The sequence below is a fragment of the Chelatococcus composti genome (genome assembly GCF_014201415.1).
Classification (GTDB): domain Bacteria; phylum Pseudomonadota; class Alphaproteobacteria; order Rhizobiales; family Beijerinckiaceae; genus Chelatococcus_A; species Chelatococcus_A composti.
The window spans coordinates 188,699-205,774 of record NZ_JACHEH010000003.1 but is presented as its reverse complement, the minus strand read 5'-3'; the positions used below and the strand labels follow the sequence as shown (position 1 = coordinate 205,774).

The following is a 17,076-nucleotide window of genomic DNA, read 5'->3' as shown; positions in this document are numbered from 1 at the left end:
CTCCTCAAATCCGCTCGATGATCCGCTCGCCGAACAGGCCCTGCGGCCGGAACAGCAGGAAGCCGAGGGCAATGACGTAGGCGAGCCAGCTCTCGATGCCGCTGCCGACAAGCGGCCCCCAGTAGAACTCGCCGAGCTTCTCGCCGACGCCGATGATGAGCCCGCCGACGATGGCGCCAGGCACCGAGGTGAAACCGCCAAGGATCAGCACCGGCAGGGCCTTCAGCGCGATGATCTGCAGCGCGAAGGACACCTCCGAGCGCGCGCCCCACATGATGCCGGTGGCGAGCGCCACGATGCCGGCCGTGAACCAGACGATGATCCAGATCTGGTTGAGCGAGATGCCGACCGACAGCGCCGCCTTGTGGCTGTCCGCGACGGCCCTGAGTGCGCGGCCGATGCGCGTCTTCTGGAAGAAGACGGCAAGCGCGGCCACCATGACGGAAGCGATGATGGCCGCCGTGATGTCGATCTTCTGCAGGCTGACGAAGCCGCCGAACATCTCGAACTCGACGGAACCGCGCGGCAGGTAGAGCTCGTCCGTGATCATCACCTTCGGGTTGCCGCCGAAGACAAGCTCGCCGAAACCGATGAGGAAGTAGGTGAGCCCGAAGGTCGCCATGAAGAGGATGATGTCGGGCTGGTTCACCAGCGGGCGCAGCACGAGCCGCTCGACGCCGACGGCGAGCAGGAACATCACGGCGATGGTCAGGATCAGCGCGAGGATCGCCGGCACGCCGGCCTCATAGAGGCCGACGAGGGTGAGCGCCGCGAACACGACCATGATGCCCTGGGCGAAGTTGAAGACGCCCGACGCCTTGAAGATGAGCACGAAGCCGAGCGCGATGAGCGCGTAGAGCACGCCCGAGACCAGCCCCTCCCACAGCGTCTGCACGAGGAGGTCGGGCGCCGAGCCCATCTGCACGAAGGGATCGATGAAGATGCTGTAGAGAATGTCCATCAATGCGCCCTCAGTGCGGAACGCCGAGATAGGCGTCGATGACCGCCTGGTTCTTCTTGACCTCGTCCGGCACGCCGTCCGCGATCTTGCGGCCGTACTCGAGCACCACGACGCGGTCCGACAGGTCCATGACCACGCCCATGTCGTGTTCGATGAGCGCGATGGTGGTGCCGAACTGGCTGTTGACGTCGAGGATGAAGCGGCACATGTCCTCCTTCTCCTCAAGGTTCATGCCCGCCATCGGCTCGTCGAGCAGCAGCAGATCCGGCTCCATGGCCAGCGCCCGGCCCAGCTCGACGCGCTTCTGCAGGCCGTAGGGCAGCCGCCCCACCGGCACCTTGCGGATGGCCTCGATCTCGAGGAAGTCGATGATCTCCTCCACCACCCGGCGGTGCTCGATCTCCTCGGCCAGAGCCGGCCCGTGACGCAGCATCTGCCAGAAGAAGCCGCGCTTCATCTTCAGCGTGCGGCCGGCCATGATGTTGTCGAGCGTCGTCATGCCCTTGAAGAGCGCGACGTTCTGGAAGGTGCGGGCGATGCCCTGGCGCGCCGCCTCGTGGGGACGCATCCTGGAGCGCGTCTTGCCCTTGAAGGTGATGCGCCCCTCCTGCGGGTGGTAGAAGCCGTTGATGACGTTGAGCATCGACGTCTTGCCCGCGCCGTTGGGGCCGATGATGGCGCGGATCTCACCCTTGCGGATGTCGAAGGAGACGTCGGTGATGGCCTTCACCCCGCCGAAGCGCAGGGAAACATTCTCGACGGCGAGCAGAACGTCGCCAGCCGCGACACCGGCATTCATGTCGGGCGCCCTCATGCGGCCTTCTCCTTCACCGCGGCGGGATAGACCTGCATGTCGCGGATCTTGACCCGCGCCGAAATCGTGCCCTTGCGGCCGTCCTCGAAGGTCACTTCGGTCGTGATGTCGGCCTCGTGCGAGCCGTCGTAGAGCGCCGTGATGAGCGGCGCATAGCGCTCGGCGATGAAGGAACGCCGGACCTTCTGCGTGCGCGTGAGCTCGCCGTCGTCGGCATCGAGCTCCTTGTGCAGGATGAGAAAGCGGCGGATCTGCGCCCCGCCCATCATCGGCTCGGCCGCGAGAGCGCGGTTCACCTCGTCCACGTGCTTCTCGATCATGTCGTAGACGAGCGGGTGGCCGGCGAGCTCCTGATAGGAGCCGTAGACCACGTTGTTGCGCTCGGCCCAGTTGCCGACGGCCGTGAGGTCGATGTTGATGAAGCAGGCGACGAAGTCCCGCCCGTGGCCGAAGGCGACGGCCTCCTTCACGTTGGGGAAGAACTTGAGCTTGTTCTCGATGTACTTGGGCGGGAAGAGCGAGCCGTCGTTGAGCCTGCCGACGTCCTTGGCACGGTCAATGATCTTGAGATGCCCGGCCGGGTCGAAGAAGCCGGCATCCCCCGTCTTGATGAAGCCATCCTCGGTCAGCACCTCCTCGGTCTTCTCGGGTTCCTTGAAGTAGCCGGTGAACATGCCGGGCGACCGGAACAGCACCTCGCCGCTCTCGGAGAGACGGATCTCCACGTTGGGCATCGGCGGGCCGACAGTGTCCGGCTTGATGGCGCCGTCGGGTTGGGCCGTGACGTAGAGGAAGGCTTCCGTCTGGCCGTAGAGCTGCTTCAGGTTGAGGCCGAGGGAGCGATAGAAGGAGAAGAGGTCGGGTCCGATCGCCTCGCCCGCCGTGTAGGCGACGCGGATGCGCGAGAAGCCGAGCACGTTCTTCAAGGGCTCGTAGACGAGCAGGCGACCGAGCCCGTAGAGCAACCGCCCGCGGAGCGGCACCGGCTCCCCGTTGAGGATCTTCTCGCCATAGCGCTTCGCGACGCCGATGAAGTAGTGGAACATGCGCCGCTTGAGACTTCCCGCATCCTCCATGCGGATCATCACGCGGGTCAGGATCTGCTCGAAGACGCGCGGTGGCGCGAAATAGAAGGTTGGGCCGATCTCCTTGAGATCCTGCATGGCCGTCTCGCCCGACTCCGGGCAGGCCATGCAGAAGCCGGCGACGAGCCCCTGGGCGTAGTTGAGGTAGTGGTCGCCGACCCAGGCGAGCGGCAGGTAGGCGAGCACCTCGTCCGTCTCGCCCAGCTTGTCGAAGGCCACCGTGTCGCGCGCCGCGGCGATGCAGCGCTCTGCGGTGAGCACCACCCCCTTCGAGCGGCCCGTGGTGCCGGATGTATAGAGGATGATGGACACGTCCGAGCCCTTGCCGGCGGCCAGCGTGGCATCGAGCCAGGCCGAGACGTCGGGATCCTTCAACGCCTCCTCGCCTTCCGCCATCACCTCCGTCATCGCGTGCAGGCGCGTGTGGTCGTAGTCGCGCAGTCCGCGCGGCTCGTCGTAGACCATGTGGCGCAGCAGGGGCAGGCGCTCGGAGACCGAAAGGATCTTGTCGACCTGCTCCTGGTCCTGCACCGCCGCGAAGGTCACCTCGGCATGGGCGAGGACGTAGGCAAGCTCGTCCGCCACAGCGTCGGCATAGACAGGCACCGGCACCGCGCCCAGCATCTGCGCGGCCATGACCGTCCAGTAGAGCTTCGGCCGGTTGCCGCCGACGATGGCGATCGCCTCGCCGCGCTTCAGGCCCAGCCGGTCGAGCCCGACGGCCAGGCGGCGCACGTTCTCGTAGACCTCGGACCAGGTCCACGTCTGCCAGATACCGAGATCCTTGTGGCGGAAGGCCGGCCGGTTGCCGCGCACCGCCGCATTGTGCGCCAGGAGCTTGGCGAACGTGTCCGCCCGCCCGGAATCGACCGCTGTCACGGCGCATTCCTCCCTTCGGCCCCATCGGGCCATGGCGTTCCCTCTGGCCGGGTTTTTCCGGCTCTCGTTGATGCTCGAATAGTGCGCGGCGGCCCGCGCCTCCGCAAGCACCCGCTTGACAGACAGGACAGGCCCGTGTTCGCTGGGATGCCGGCTTGCGCCGCCCGTTTTTCCCGCCCTTTTCGCCCGTTTCGCCGCCTCTTGCGGCCCTGCGCCGGTCAGTCCGCGCTGCCAGAAGCCGTGCGCGAAATCAAATATGGTTTGTGCCGATCCGCAGCGGCCGTGCGGCGATTCCCATCCCTCGTCATTCGCCGTAGCGAGCGAGACGCGGCAGGTCGACGATGCGCACGCCGCTGTGCTCGATCTTCAGCAGCCCCTCGTCCTCCAGCGCCTTCAGGCACTTGTTGGTCATCTGCCGCGACAGGCCGGAAAGCAGCCCCAGCTCCTCCTGGCTGATGTCGAGGTAGCTGCCGACGCTCGGATAGAGCACCGGGTTGAACATCCAGGCGAGCCCGCGCGCGAGGCGGGCCTGTGCATCGAGCATGCGGTCATAGCCCAGCACGGCGATGAACTGGCCCAACCGCTCGTTGAGCTGATGCACGAGGAAGCGGTTGAAGGCGACGCTGTTGTCGAACAGCCAGAGAAAGGTGGCCCGGTTCATCAGCGCAAGTCGCGTCGCGCGCAGGGCGACGAGGTCGTACTTGCGCGGCTCGTCCTTGAGCAGCGTACCCTCACCGAACCAGCCGCCCGCCGGCACGCCGGTGAAGGTCACGGCCTTCCCCGTGTCGGACACGGTGCTGACCTTGACGAGGCCGCTGACGACGCCGCACCAGCTGTCGAAACGGTCCCCCTGGTGGCAGATGTACTCGCCCTGCGCATAAGTGCGCTCGACGATGCCCTTGGCCGCCCGCTCCCGCTCGGCAGGGGAAAGATCGTGCGCCCACCGCGCAATGGAAAGGAGGTGCTCGCTCGTGATCAAGGCACTGCCCGTTGCCGCGTCGCCGGCACACTATAAAGAGCCTCGCCGGCCAAGCGAAGCGTCGCCCGAGCCGCCTGCCTCAGCCTTTCGTCTGCCCTTCGGCCCACTTGCCCGGCCCCGCCCGGAATGGAACCCTGGACAGCCGGAACCGGACGAACCTTGGAAGTCATCCTGCAATGATCATCGAAGCTGAACGCTCCTGCCTGCTTCTCGTCGACTTTCAGGGCCGTCTCGCGCCCGCCATCGCGGAAGCGGAGCAGTCTGTCGCCGCGGCGCGGCGCCTCGCGCTTGCCGCCCGCCTCCTGGGTGTGCCCGTCATCGCCAGCGAGCAGAACCCGCAGGGCCTCGGCCCGACCATCGACGCATTGCGCGACCTGCCGGAGCTCGTCGTGGCCAAGACAAGCTTCGATGCCTCGCGCGAGCTGGAGCTGCAGGAGGCCCTCGACGAGGAGCGCGACACGGTGCTGGTCGCCGGCTGGGAGGCGCATGTCTGCGTGCTGCAGACGGCCTTCGGCCTCAAGCGCAACGGCTTTGCGCCAATCGTCGTGGCCGATGCAGTCGGCTCGCGCCAGCCGGCGAACAGGGCCGCGGCGCTCGAGCGTCTCGCCCGCCACGGGATCGAGATCGTCACGAGCGAGATGGTGATCTTCGAATGGTTGCAGGATTGCGAGCACCCCCGCTTCAGGGAGGTGCTCGCCCTCATCAAGTGAAACGGTGGCCGCGCCTGGCCGGCGAGGCCGCCGAAAGCTTGGCCTATTCCGCCGCCATGGCGAGCTTCGGCTCGCCGGCGCGCCAGCGCCCCAGCAGCTCCGCCTCCTCCTTCTTCGCCGCCTCGAGATGGCGCAGCTTGACGCGGCCGAAGCCGCGGATCTTCTCGGGGATCGAGGCGAGCGCGACGGCGAGCGCGTGGTTCTCCGGCGTCAGGCCCTGCATAAGGTCCATGACGAGCGCCTCGTAGTCCCTGATCAGCTGCCGCTCCATGCGCCGCTCGGCGGTGTAGCCGAAGATGTCCAGCGGCGTGCCGCGCAGCACCCTGAGCTTCGCGAGCAGCCGGAACACGGGCAGTATCCAGGGGCCGAAGCTCGTCTTCCGGGGGTTGCCGCTGGCATCCCTGCGGCCGAGGATGGGCGGCGCGAGGTGGAACTCGTAGCGCAGGTTCTCCCCCGAGAAGGTCGCCCGCACCTGCTTCTCGAAGCTGCCGTCGGTGTAGAGGCGCGCCACCTCGTACTCGTCCTTGTAGGCCATGAGCTTGAAGAGGTAGCGCGCCACCGCCGTCGCAAGGGCCGCGGAACCCGGTTTCACCGCCGCCTCGCGCTCGCGCACCTGCTCGACGAGCGCCCGGTAGCGCGCCGCATAGGCACGGTTCTGGTAGGCGGTGAGATAGTCGACGCGCCGCTCCACCATCTCGTCGAGCGTGCGCGACATGTGCCGCGCAGGCGTCGCCTCGCGGGCAGGCGCCACGAGATGCTCGATGCGCGCCGGCTCCAGAGCCGCGCGCCGGCCCCACAGGAAGGCCGCCTTGTTGAGCCCGACGGCCTGGCCGTTGAGCTCGATGGCCCGCTCCAGCGCGGCGGCCGAAACCGGCACCTTGCCCCGCTGGTAGGCGAAGCCGAGCATGAACATGTTGGTGGCGATGGCATTGCCGAGGATGGCGGTGGCAATGCCCGTGGCGTCGACGAAGGAAACGTCCTCGCCCGCCGCCGCCGCTATCGCCCGCTTGATGCGCTCGCTCGGCAGGTGATAGTCCGCGTTGCGGGTAAACTCGCCCGGATGCACCTCCGCCGTGTTGACGACCACGGCCGTGCCGTCGCGCCGGATGGCGGCGAGCACCTTCTTCATGCCGGTGACGACGAGGTCGCAGCCGAGGATGAGGTCTGCCTCACCGGCGACGATACGGATGGCGTGGATGTCTTCCGGCTTCTCGGCCAGGCGCACGTGGCTGAAGACGGCGCCGCCCTTCTGGGCGAGGCCGGCCATGTCGATCATGCCGCAGGCCTTGCCCTCCAGATGCGCCGCCATGCCGAGGATGGCGCCGATCGTGACCACCCCCGTGCCGCCAACGCCGGTGACGAGGATGTTCCACGTGCGGCCGTCGAAGGCCGGCAGTTCCGGATCGGGCAGCTCGCCCCAGCCGTTCATGCCCTCGTCCAGCGGAAGCGGGGCGGGCTTCCTCAGCTCCGCGCCGTGCACGGTGACGAAGGAGGGGCAGAAGCCGTTGATGCAGGAAAAGTCCTTGTTGCAGTTGGACTGGTCGATGAAGCGCTTGCGGCCGAACTCGGTCTCCAGCGGCTGCACCGACACGCAGTTCGACCTGACGCCACAGTCGCCGCAGCCCTCGCAGACAAGCTCGTTGATGATGACGCGCTTGTCCGGGTCGGGAAATTCGCCCTTCTTGCGCCGGCGGCGCTTCTCGGCGGCGCAGGTCTGGTCATAGATGAGCACGGTGACGCCGGGGATCTCTGCAAGCTCGCGCTGCAACGCCTCCAGCTCGTCGCGATGGTGGAAGGTGATGCCCGCCGGCCACTCCATGGTCGCGGGATACTTGTGCGGCTCGTCGGACACGAGGGCAATGCGCTCGACGCCCTCGGCACGCACCTGCCGCGCGATCATGTCCACCGTGAGGTTGCCCTCGTGGTGCTGGCCGCCCGTCATGGCGACGGCGTCGTTGAACAGGATCTTGTAGGTGATATTCGTCTTCGTCGCGATGGCCCAGCGCAGGGCGAGGATGCCCGAGTGGTTGTAGGTGCCGTCGCCGAGGTTCTGGAAGACGTGCCGGCGCTTTGAGAACGGCGCCTCGCCGATCCAGTTGGCGCCCTCGCCGCCCATCTGGGTGAAGCCGTCGGTGCGACGGTCCATCCACTGGACCATGTAGTGGCAGCCGATGCCGGCATAGGCACGCATGCCCTCGGGCACTACGGTCGAGGTGTTATGCGGGCAGCCGGAGCAGAAGTGCGGCAGGCGGTTGGCGATCTCCGGCGCCTCCCTGAGGGCACGCTGAAACTCCCTGATGCGCTCCACCCGCGCCGCGAGCTCCTCGCTCGGGTGATAGCGCAGCACGCGCTCGCCGACGGCGATGGCAATGTCGTTGGGATCGAGCGCGCCCTTGACCGGGAAGAGCCAGTTGCCCTCCTCGTCCTTCTTGCCGACGCAGATCGGCTGGTTCGCCGTGCCGTAGAGCTCCTCACGCAGCTGCACCTCGATGAGCGAGCGCTTCTCCTCGACCACGATCACCATGTCGAGGCCGTTCACGAAGTCGAGCAGGTCGGCCCAGCCTAGCGGCCAGGGGCAGGCGATCTTGTAGAGGCGGATGCCGAGGTCGTTGGCGCGCACCTCGTCGATGCCGAGGTCGTCGAGCGCCTGGCGCACGTCGAGATAGCTCTTGCCGACGGTGACGATGCCGATCTTCGGCTTGCGCCCGCCGGAGGTGATGATGCGGTTGAGCCGGTTGGCGCGCACGAAGGCGAGCGCCGCCTCGCGCTTGAATTCGTGCAGCCGCTCCTCCTGCTGGAGGATGTTGTCAAACGGCCGGATGTTGAGCCCGCCGGGCGGCATCGGGAAGTCCTCCGGCACGACGATGTCGAGCCGCTCCAGCGAGCCGTCGACGATGGCCGTCGACTCCACCGTGTCCTTCATGCCCTTGAGGGCCACCCAGGTGCCGGCGAAACGGCTGAGCGCATAGCCGTAGAGGCCGTAGTCGATCAGCTCCTGCACGCCAGCCGGGTTGAGGATGGGCACCATCATGTCGACGAAGTTGAACTCCGTCTGGTGGGCCACGGTGGAGGACTCGGCGGTGTGATCGTCACCCATGATGGCGAGGACGCCACCGTGCTTCGACGTGCCGGCCATATTGGCGTGGCGGAAGACGTCGCCCGAGCGGTCGACGCCCGGTCCCTTGCCGTACCAGAGCGCGAAGACGCCGTCGTACCTGCCCTCGCCGCGCATCTCCGCCTGCTGCGTGCCCCAGACGGCCGTGGCGGCGAGATCCTCGTTGAGGCCGGGCTGGAAGACGATCCCGGCCGCGTCGAGATGGCGCCTGGCGCGTTCAAACTGCTGGTCGAGGCCGCCGAGCGGCGAGCCGCGGTAGCCCGAAACAAAACCGGCGGTATGGAGGCCCATCCGCCGGTCGCGTTCCCTCTGCATCAGCATCAGGCGTACGATCGCCTGTGTGCCTGTGATGAAGACGCTACTCTTCGTCAGGTCGTACTTGTCGTCGAGCGACACGTCCCTGAGCCGAATGGCCGGTTGACCCATGCCGATCCTCCTCCTGGCACCCTGGTCGGGGCGCGGCCGCCGGATTGCTTCCGGTCTTGGCACTCTGGATATGTCAGCAATGCTGACATAATCGTGGTTGGGCGTCAACGCTTGGCAGCGTTCCAGCCTGCCCCCGGCTCAACGACGCCTCGGTTTCGCCCCACTCGCCGGACCATGTGATAGGGATGCTGCCTTGGCCTTCGCGCGACGGCTGGTTAACGATTGGTTAACCCTGTGGGCCGAGGCTCGCGACATCGCCTGGCTCCCGCCCGGATGGAATGACGCCGACATGATTGCGCTGATGAAATGCCCCGCCGCCGTGGTCGCTGCCCTGTCGGCCCTGCTCGTCGCAGCGCCCGCCGCGGCCCATCCCCATGTCTGGGTGACGGCGCGCAGCGAGGTGCTCTACGACGGCAACGGGGAGATGACCGGCGTGCGGCACGTCTGGACCTTCGACGAGGCCTACTCGGCCTTCGCCGTGCAGGGGCTCGACAAGGACGGCGACGGCAAGTTCTCGCCCGAGGAGCTGCGCGAGCTCGCCGAAGTCAACGTCGACTCCCTCAACGAATACGACTATTTCACGGTCGCCAAGGCCAATGGCGTGAAGGTCACATTCGCCCGGCCGACGGACTATGGCCTGACCTATGACAACGGCGCCCTGACGCTCACCTTCACCTTGCCCGCGGCCAGGCCCGCGCGCGCCGACAAGCTGCTGTCGCTCGAGGTCTACGACCCCACCTATTTCGTCTCCTTCGCCATGGCAGAGGGCGAGGACGCCGTGCGCCTCACCGACAGTCCGAGCGGCTGCAAGACCAGCATCACCCGGCCCAAGACGCCCGATCCGGCCAAGATGCAGGACCTGTCGGAAAGCTTCTTCGAGAACCTCAGCGCGAACTCGACCTTCGGGGCCGACTTCGCCAACCGTGTGCTCGTGGCCTGCCCGTGACGAGCCTCGGCGTGACGGACGTGGCGCCCGGCGCGCGCCTGCTGGCCCGGCGGATCCTCGTGGCGGCCGTCGCTGTGGCGGTTGTGGCCGGCGGGCTCGCCCTCGTCGCCCACCTCCTCGCCGCGAATGCGACGTCGACGCCCGCGCCCGCGCGCAACCCCTTCGGCACCGGCCTGCGCGAGGCCGCCCCGGAGCCTTCCGGCCTCGGCGCCTATATCCTTGCCATCCAGAGCCAGTACTACCGCCAGCTCACCGCCGCCGTGCAGGCCCTGAAACGGGATGGCGCGGCGCTCTGGAGCCTTATCGCCATCGGCTTCGCCTATGGCGTCTTCCATGCGGCCGGCCCCGGCCACGGCAAGGGCGTTATCTCGGGCTACATCGTGGCCAGCGGCCGCTCGCTCAAGCGCGGGCTCGGCCTCAGCTTCGCTGCCGCCCTCGTTCAGGCACTCGTCGCCATCGCGCTCGTCGGCGTGCTCGCCGTCGCCCTCAACGCAACCGCGCGCTCCATCAGCGAGACGGCGCGCCTTGTGGAACTCGCGAGCTTCGGCGCCGTCGCGGCGATGGGGACCGTTGTGCTGTGGCGCAAGGCGGGCCGGTTCGTGACCATCGGCCTGCCGCCGGTGGGTGCCGCAGCCTGCGGCGAGGACTGCGGCCACGTGCACATTCCCCCGCCGGACGTGCTGGACCGCATGCGCGACTGGCGCGAGATGGCGGGCATTGCACTCGCCGCGGGTATCCGTCCCTGCTCAGGGGCGCTCATCGTGCTCGTCTTTGCCCTGTCGCAGGGCCTGTTTCTCGCCGGCGTCGCCGCGACGCTCGCCATGGCCTTCGGCACGGCGCTGACAACCGGCGGGCTCGCGGCGCTCGCCGTCTTCGCCAAGGCACTCGCCTTGCGGCTCGCCGGCGGACGCGGCCTTGCCGGTACCCGCATCGTCGCCGGGCTCGAGGTGCTCGCCGCGGCGTTCGTGCTCGTGCTCGGCCTCTCGCTCCTCGCCGGCCTGTGGGCCGGCGCCGGGCAGAGCTGAGCCCAGAGGCCCGCGCCGGATGCTGCGGCGCGCCCTGCGCTTGCGCGCGCCTGCTGCTTGTTGATGATTGACCGGCGGCCACTTCCTCCCTAGTCCCTCGCCTCACCACATCCCGCGTCCCACCGCGAGTGTCCCCGTGCCAAACGCCCAGCCCGCACGCCGTCTGCCCGCGCGCCTCGCCGCCGCCCTCGAAACACCCGTCGTCGCCATCGGCAACCTGGTCGCCTGGTGCGCCATCCTGATGGTGATCGTCGAATTCGCCGTGGTGCTGATGCGCTACGTCTTCGGCATCGGTTCCGTCGCCCTGCAGGAAAGCGTCATCTACCTGCACGCCGCCACCTTCATGCTGGCCTGCGGGGCGGTGCTCGCGCGGGACGGGCACGTGCGCGTCGATGTCGTCTACGGGCGGATCGGCGCCCGCTGGCAGGCCCTCGTCGACCTTCTCGGGGCCCTGCTCTTCGTCGTGCCGCTCGCCGTGCTGACCTTCCACGTCTCCCTGCCCTATGTGGCGCGGTCCTGGACCATCCTCGAAGGGTCGCGCGAGACGAGCGGCCTGCCCTTCGTCTACCTGCTCAAGACGCTGATCCCCGCCTTCGCCGTGCTGCTGGCAGTGCAGGGCATCTCCATGGCGCTCAGGGCATTCGCCGCGCTCGCGGCCGGCAACGGGGAGCGCTGAACGTGCTGCAGGACATCCTCGGCCTCGCCATGTTCGGCAGCGCCTTCGCGCTGCTCCTCACCGGCTTTCCCGTGGCCTTCGCTCTCGCTGGCTGTGCCCTCGTCTTCTTCGCCATCGGCATGGCGACGGGTGCCATGAACTATGCCTTCCTGCAGGCGTTCCCCCAGCGCATCTACGGCATCATGACCAACGACGTGCTGGTCGCCATCCCGCTCTTCGTGCTGATGGGCGTGGTGCTGGAGCGCTCGCGCGTCGCGGAGGAGCTGATCGACACCTGCGCCCGCCTGTTCGGCGCAGTGCGCGGCGGGCTCGGCCTTTCGATCTTCATCGTCGGGGCGCTGCTTGCCGCGACGACGGGCGTCGTCGGCGCCACGGTCGTCACCATGGGGCTGATGGCTCTGCCGCCGATGCTGCGCCACGGCTATTCGCGCTCGCTCGCCGCGGGCTCCGTCGCGGCTGCCGGCACCCTGGGCCAGATCATCCCGCCATCCATTGTGCTCGTCGTGCTCGGCGACCAGCTCGGCACCGCCTATCAGAGCGCGCAGCTCGCGCTCGGCAACTTCGCGCCGGAAACCGTGTCGGTGGGAGACCTGTTCGCCGGCGCGGTCGTGCCCGGACTGCTGCTCGTTTTCCTCTATGTGCTCTACCAGGTGCTCGTCGCCTGGCTGCGGCCGGAGCTGTCGCCCGCCTTGCCGCCGGAGGAACGCAGCCTCGGCCCCTCGCCGCTCGCCACGCTCCTGCGTGCGGTGGCGCCGACGGTGGTGCTCATCGTGGCCGTGCTCGGCTCGATCCTCGGCGGCGTCGCGACGCCGACCGAGGCAGCGGCCGTCGGGGCCGTCGGCGCCATCCTCGTCGCGGCCGACCGGCGCGGGGGCCGGAGCGCCCTCGTGGCGCGGCTGACGGCCGCAGCGTTCGTCGCCCTCCTCGTCCTCACCGGACTCGTCGACCTGCGCCTCGGCCGCGAGGCGGTGACGGCCGGCCAGTCTGCCGGCATCCTCGTCGCCACGGCGCTGTGCGCGCTCGTGGCAGCGGGCCTCCTCCACGCGCTCCGGCAGCTCGCCCGCGAGGGGCTGCTCAGGACCATCGCCCGAAACACGACGGACGTGACGGCGATGATCTTCGCCATCCTCATCGGCGCGACGCTGTTCAGCCTCGTCTTCCGCGGCCTCGGGGGCGAGGACCTCGTCAGGGAGGCCCTCTCGTCCATGCCGGGCGGACCGGGAGGAGCCGTGCTCCTCGTCATGGCCGTGATGTTCCTCCTCGGCTTCTTCCTCGATTTCCTCGAGATCGTCTTCGTCGTCGTGCCGATCGTCGCCCCGGCGCTCCTGCAGATGGAGGGCATCGACCCGATCTGGCTCGGCGTGATGATGGCGGTGAACCTGCAGACGTCGTTTCTCACGCCACCGTTCGGCCCCACGCTCTTCTACCTGCGCGGGGTCGCCCCACCCGAGGTCACGACGGGCGACATCTACAGGGGCATCGTGCCCTTCGTCGCCATCCAGCTCGCGGTGCTCGTCCTCCTCTGGCTGTTCCCTGCGCTGGCGACGGCCCTGCCGCGGGCGCTCTACGGCTGAGCGCCGAGCGCCGCGCGACCGACAATGCGGAAACGCTCGCCCGGCCCCTCCTGCCGGCAGAGGGCGAGAGCATCGACGAGGATATCCCCCGGCGGAACATGCTCCGCATAGGCGAGCGCGAGCGCCGCTTCCGTGCGCGCCACGTCCTGGCGCGGCACGCGGCCGGTCAGCGTCATATGGAAGCGGAATTCCTCCAGCACGTAGGGATAGCCGTAGGTCTCGAGGTACTGCCGCTGCCGTTCCGTCAACGTCTCCGGCCGGCGCCTGGCGATCTCAGCCTCGGTCGCAGGCGCCCGGAAAGGCTCGAAGGCGGGGACGAGCGCGCGCTCCAGGTCGAGGAGCGCCGGCGTCGGCCGCGCCTCGACGAGCGCAAGGAAGGCCCCTTCGGCCGGCTCGCGGCCGATGGCCGTCAGGATGAGGCGCGGCATCGTGAAGGCGGGGCGCGCCTCGGCGAACGCGACGAGCGCGTCAATGAGCTCGCTCTCGGTGCGCCCCTCCGCCAGCCGGAACGGCGCCTTCAGCGTGGCGTGGAAGGCATAGCGCCGCGGCTCCTCGGTGAGGGCACGGAAGGCCTCCGCATCGAGACCGCGCGGCACGAGCTGCGGCACCTCCTCCCCCGTTGCCCCGTCGTAGCCCAGGATGCCCGAGCCGAAACGCCACAGTGGATCGTCGGAGTGGGGGGCGAAATAGATGGCATAACGCGTACTGTCAGAAGACATCTCACCACTCGTGCCGGCAGATTGCGGAGGGGCCGGCCGACTCGGCCGGCGCGCAGGGACCCGTGCCGGCCCAGCCATAGAGCGGTCGGCGGCCTTGCGCCAGCCGCCCGAGTGCGGGCCGGGGGCTCTTGCCTTGCGCCGCCGCCATGCTGTAGTGCCAAGATCCTACGTCACCATGACGCCGCCGCGCGGCACGAGGACAGACACGTGGTTGAAGCACAGAAGGCCCGCCCCTCCGGCTCCCTCCTCACGCTGGTCAGCGTCGCCGTGCTCATCGGCACCGAGGTGTTCGCGGTCGCCATCGCGGCCGGCTGGGCCATCGCCGGCATCTTCGAGCTCGGCCAGACCGCCGGCTATGTGCTGATGGGCCTTTTCTCCCTCATTGGCCTGTGGGCGATGGTCGGCTTCATGCGCCAGGCCATCCGCGTCGAGACCTCCCCCCGCGGCCGCCGCTAGGCCCACTCACGGCCGGTCGCACGCCCGCAGCGTCACCGGGTCCGCCTCCTGCGGCACGAGCTGCGCGAGCGGCCTGCACGCCTGCTCGACACATACATACCAGTCCGCCACCGCCGGCGAGCGCCGCATGGTCACCGTATCCTGCGGCGGCAGCGACGGCGTCCATCGCCAGAAACCGTCGATGAGCCGCGCCTCCGGCGCAGGGTCCATGCCCGCGCCGGAGCCCTTGACGCGCGCCTGTGCCATGACGAGGCCCTGCCCGGTCAGCCGCCAGTCCTCCTCCCACACGGTCTTTTCCACCGAGTGGGTCCAGCCGAGGGTCAGGGCCGCCGTGCCGAGGTGCACGACGAGCCCCGCCGCGGCAAGGCACAGGCCGCTCACGCGGCAGAGGCCGGCCGCGTGCCGCGCCTGGTGCGCCACCAGTGCAGGCCGAGCACCAGGACAGCGAGCACGAAGCCGATCTCGTCCGTCATCGCCGCGGCGGCGAAGAGCAGCATGGCCGCTATGGTTGCCGCGACGCGCTCCCACACCTTGAGCGGCGCCCACAGGTAGCCGATGGAGGCGATGCCCCACAGGCCGATGGCGAGGCTCGTCTTGAAGACCATGTAGGCGACGTTCAACCAGTAGGCCTCGCCCGAAAGCCCCTCGACGGGCTGCAGCATCAGTGCCGGATCGTAGACTGCCATGTAGGGAATGACGAAGCCGGGCAGCGCGATGCGGATGGCCTGGAAGCCGATGCGGAAGCCGTTCTCCTTCGCGATAGGCGCAGCCGCGAAGGCCGCCAGCGCCACCGGCGGCGTCAGGTCAGCCATGATGCCGAAGTAGAACACGAACATGTGGCTGACGATGAGCGGCACGCCAAGATCGAGCAGCGCCGGCGCCGCCAGCGACGAGGTGATGATGTAGTTCGGGATCGTCGGGATGCCCATGCCGAGCAGCAGGCTGACGACCATGGTCAGCACCAGCGACAGGATCAGCGAGCCCTTGCCGATGGACACGACCCAGTTGCCGAAGATGGTGCCGACGCCCGTCAGCGTCATCGTGCCGATGACGATGCCGACGACGGCGCAGGCGAGGCCGACGGGCAGCGCCTGGCGCGCCCCCTCGGCGAGGGCGTCGCGGCACGCCTCCAGCGTCTCCACGCCGCCGCGCACGAAGAGGCTGGCGACGACGAGAGCCGCGACGAGTCCAAGGATGACGAGCACGCCCCAGAGCAGGAAGCTCGCGGCGAGCAGGCCGAGACCAACCCAGAACACGACGCGCAGCGCCTCGTGCGTCAGCCCCGCCGCCACCGCCGCCCCGAGGATGAGCACCACTGTGAGGGCGAGGCCCACCGAGCCCGAGAAGAGCGGCGTATAGCCGGAAAAGAGGAGATATACGAGCACGGCGAGCGGCAGGATGAGATGCCACTTCGACGTGAAGGCCTTGAGCGCGCTCGGCAGCTCCGAGCGCGGCATGCCCGTGAGGCCGCAGCGTCCGGCCTCCAGATGCACGGCCCAGAACGCGGAGGCGAAATAGAGGATGGCCGGCACAATGGCCGCCTGCACCACCTCGGCATAGGGCACGCCGATGGTCTCGGCCATGATGAAGGCCACCGCGCCCATGACGGGCGGCATGATCTGCCCGCCCATCGAGGCCGTCGCCTCCACGCCGCCGGCGAAGGCGGCGCGATAGCCGAAGCGCTTCATGAGCGGGATGGTGAACTGGCCCGTCGAGACGACGTTGGCGACGCCCGAGCCGGAAATCGTCCCCATCAGCGCCGAGGAGAAGACGGCCACCTTGGCCGGCCCGCCGCGGGCGCCGCCGAACACGCCCATGGCGATGTCGGTGAAGAGCTGGATCATCCCCGCCCGCTCCAGGAAGGAACCGAACAGGATGAACAGGAAGATGTAGGTGGCCGACACCGACGTCGGCACGGCATAGAGGCCCTCGGTGCCGAAGGACATGTGCTCGATCACCTGCTCCAGGGTGTAGCCGCGGTGGTCGAGCGGCGCCGGCAGGTAGTTGCCGACGAGGCAGTAGGCGAGGAAGAGCCCGGACACGATGGGCAAGGCCGGCCCCATCACGCGCCAGACGAGAATGAAGAGGATGGCGATGGCGGCGATGCCGACCACGAAATCCGACGGGATGAGTTCGCCCGCGCGCGTCACGAGGTCGTAGTAGAAGAACCAGTGGTAGAGCCCGACGAGGAAGCCGCCGATGCCCAGCGTCCAGGCGAACGCGCGTCCCAGCGGCGTCTGCGCGCGGTGGACGGCGAGGAGCCCGCCGGCGACGAGGCAGAGAAAGCCGACGTGCGTCGTGCGCACGATCTGGCTCGGCACGCCGCCGGCGAATCGCGACAGCAGCACCATCGTCAGCGCCAGCGGCACGAAGGCATAGAGCGCCTCCGCAACCGGCCGGCCGCGCGCGGCATCGACCGCGATCTTGACGGCCCACAGCGCGAAGACGGCGCCAGTGATGACGATAAGGTCGACGCCCGGCACGATGTCGCGGTCGAGCGGAATGCCGAAGGCGGTGACGATCTGAAAGAAGGAGAAGGCGACGGCGATCCAGAAGAGGATCCGGCCCGTCGCACCGGGGCCGAACCCCTCCGGCATGCCATGTTCGACATTCACCGTCGCTGCGGCCTCTCGGCCGGCCGATTCTGCCATTGTAACTCCCCCGAAGTGCGCCCCCCGCTCGCGGCCATCGCCGCGCCTGCGGAAGTGCCG

Annotated in this window: 14 protein-coding genes; 6 read left to right on the top strand and 8 right to left on the bottom strand. The window is 68.6% G+C overall.

Going from position 1 to position 17,076, the window contains the following annotated elements; all coding sequences use genetic code 11:
• Positions 1-4 precede the first annotated feature (4 nt).
• The 4 genes from HNQ73_RS07220 to HNQ73_RS07205 all read right to left on the bottom strand — a co-directional run bounded on the left by HNQ73_RS07220 (position 5) and on the right by HNQ73_RS07205 (position 4,718).
• The gene (locus tag HNQ73_RS07220) at positions 5-961 is read right to left on the bottom strand and encodes a branched-chain amino acid ABC transporter permease (RefSeq protein ID WP_183333712.1); all 957 of its coding nucleotides are present in this window, start codon (positions 959-961) and stop codon (positions 5-7) included.
• Between the two features lie 10 nt (positions 962-971).
• Entirely contained in the window at positions 972-1,775 is an 804-nt protein-coding gene (locus tag HNQ73_RS07215; protein WP_183333710.1) for an ABC transporter ATP-binding protein, read from the bottom strand.
• A complete protein-coding gene (locus tag HNQ73_RS07210) occupies positions 1,772-3,772 on the bottom strand; it encodes an AMP-binding protein (RefSeq protein WP_183333708.1) in 2,001 nt (666 codons plus the stop codon). Before HNQ73_RS07210 ends, HNQ73_RS07215 begins: the two co-directional genes overlap by 4 nt.
• Before the next feature lie 271 nt (positions 3,773-4,043).
• Positions 4,044-4,718 carry a Crp/Fnr family transcriptional regulator gene (locus HNQ73_RS07205; RefSeq protein ID WP_183333706.1) on the bottom strand — a complete coding sequence of 225 codons (675 nt, stop codon included), beginning with the start codon at positions 4,716-4,718 and terminating at the stop codon, positions 4,044-4,046.
• A gap of 176 nt (positions 4,719-4,894) precedes the next feature.
• On the opposite strand from HNQ73_RS07205, the gene HNQ73_RS07200 reads away from it, so the two are divergent.
• The gene (locus HNQ73_RS07200; RefSeq protein WP_183333704.1) at positions 4,895-5,428 is read left to right on the top strand and encodes an isochorismatase family protein; all 534 of its coding nucleotides are present in this window, start codon (positions 4,895-4,897) and stop codon (positions 5,426-5,428) included.
• 43 nt (positions 5,429-5,471) lie between these two features.
• Here the strand turns inward: HNQ73_RS07200 and HNQ73_RS07195 are convergent, their stop codons facing one another.
• Complete coding sequence (locus HNQ73_RS07195; RefSeq protein WP_183333702.1) at positions 5,472-8,969, bottom strand: indolepyruvate ferredoxin oxidoreductase family protein; 3,498 nt, start codon at positions 8,967-8,969, stop codon at positions 5,472-5,474.
• A 301-nt stretch (positions 8,970-9,270) separates the two neighbouring features.
• Between HNQ73_RS07195 and HNQ73_RS07190 the strand changes: the two genes are divergently transcribed.
• From HNQ73_RS07190 to HNQ73_RS07175, 4 genes are all read left to right on the top strand, one after another.
• Positions 9,271-9,915, top strand: a complete 645-nt coding sequence (locus tag HNQ73_RS07190; RefSeq protein WP_244649986.1) for a DUF1007 family protein — start codon at positions 9,271-9,273, stop codon at positions 9,913-9,915.
• Complete coding sequence (locus HNQ73_RS07185) at positions 9,912-10,940, top strand: nickel/cobalt transporter (RefSeq protein WP_183333698.1); 1,029 nt, start codon at positions 9,912-9,914, stop codon at positions 10,938-10,940. The genes HNQ73_RS07190 and HNQ73_RS07185 overlap by 4 nt, the downstream gene beginning before the upstream one ends.
• Before the next feature lie 136 nt (positions 10,941-11,076).
• On the top strand, positions 11,077-11,616 hold the full coding sequence (locus HNQ73_RS07180) for a TRAP transporter small permease subunit (RefSeq protein ID WP_183333696.1): 540 nt from the start codon (positions 11,077-11,079) through the stop codon (positions 11,614-11,616).
• A gap of 29 nt (positions 11,617-11,645) precedes the next feature.
• The gene (locus HNQ73_RS07175; RefSeq protein WP_183334291.1) at positions 11,646-13,190 is read left to right on the top strand and encodes a TRAP transporter large permease; all 1,545 of its coding nucleotides are present in this window, start codon (positions 11,646-11,648) and stop codon (positions 13,188-13,190) included.
• Here the strand turns inward: HNQ73_RS07175 and HNQ73_RS07170 are convergent.
• Entirely contained in the window at positions 13,181-13,909 is a 729-nt protein-coding gene (locus HNQ73_RS07170) for a DUF1045 domain-containing protein (protein ID WP_183333695.1), read from the bottom strand. The two genes, HNQ73_RS07175 and HNQ73_RS07170, sit on opposite strands and share 10 nt — an antisense overlap.
• 207 nt (positions 13,910-14,116) lie before the next feature.
• On the opposite strand from HNQ73_RS07170, the gene HNQ73_RS07165 reads away from it, so the two are divergent.
• On the top strand, positions 14,117-14,365 hold the full coding sequence (locus HNQ73_RS07165; protein WP_183333693.1) for a hypothetical protein: 249 nt from the start codon (positions 14,117-14,119) through the stop codon (positions 14,363-14,365).
• A gap of 6 nt (positions 14,366-14,371) precedes the next feature.
• Here the strand turns inward: HNQ73_RS07165 and HNQ73_RS07160 are convergent, their stop codons facing one another.
• The gene (locus HNQ73_RS07160) at positions 14,372-14,746 is read right to left on the bottom strand and encodes a DUF1850 domain-containing protein (RefSeq protein WP_244649988.1); all 375 of its coding nucleotides are present in this window, start codon (positions 14,744-14,746) and stop codon (positions 14,372-14,374) included.
• A complete protein-coding gene (locus HNQ73_RS07155; protein WP_373284879.1) occupies positions 14,743-17,016 on the bottom strand; it encodes a TRAP transporter permease in 2,274 nt (757 codons plus the stop codon). The genes HNQ73_RS07160 and HNQ73_RS07155 overlap by 4 nt, the downstream gene beginning before the upstream one ends.
• Positions 17,017-17,076: the final 60 nt, after the last annotated feature.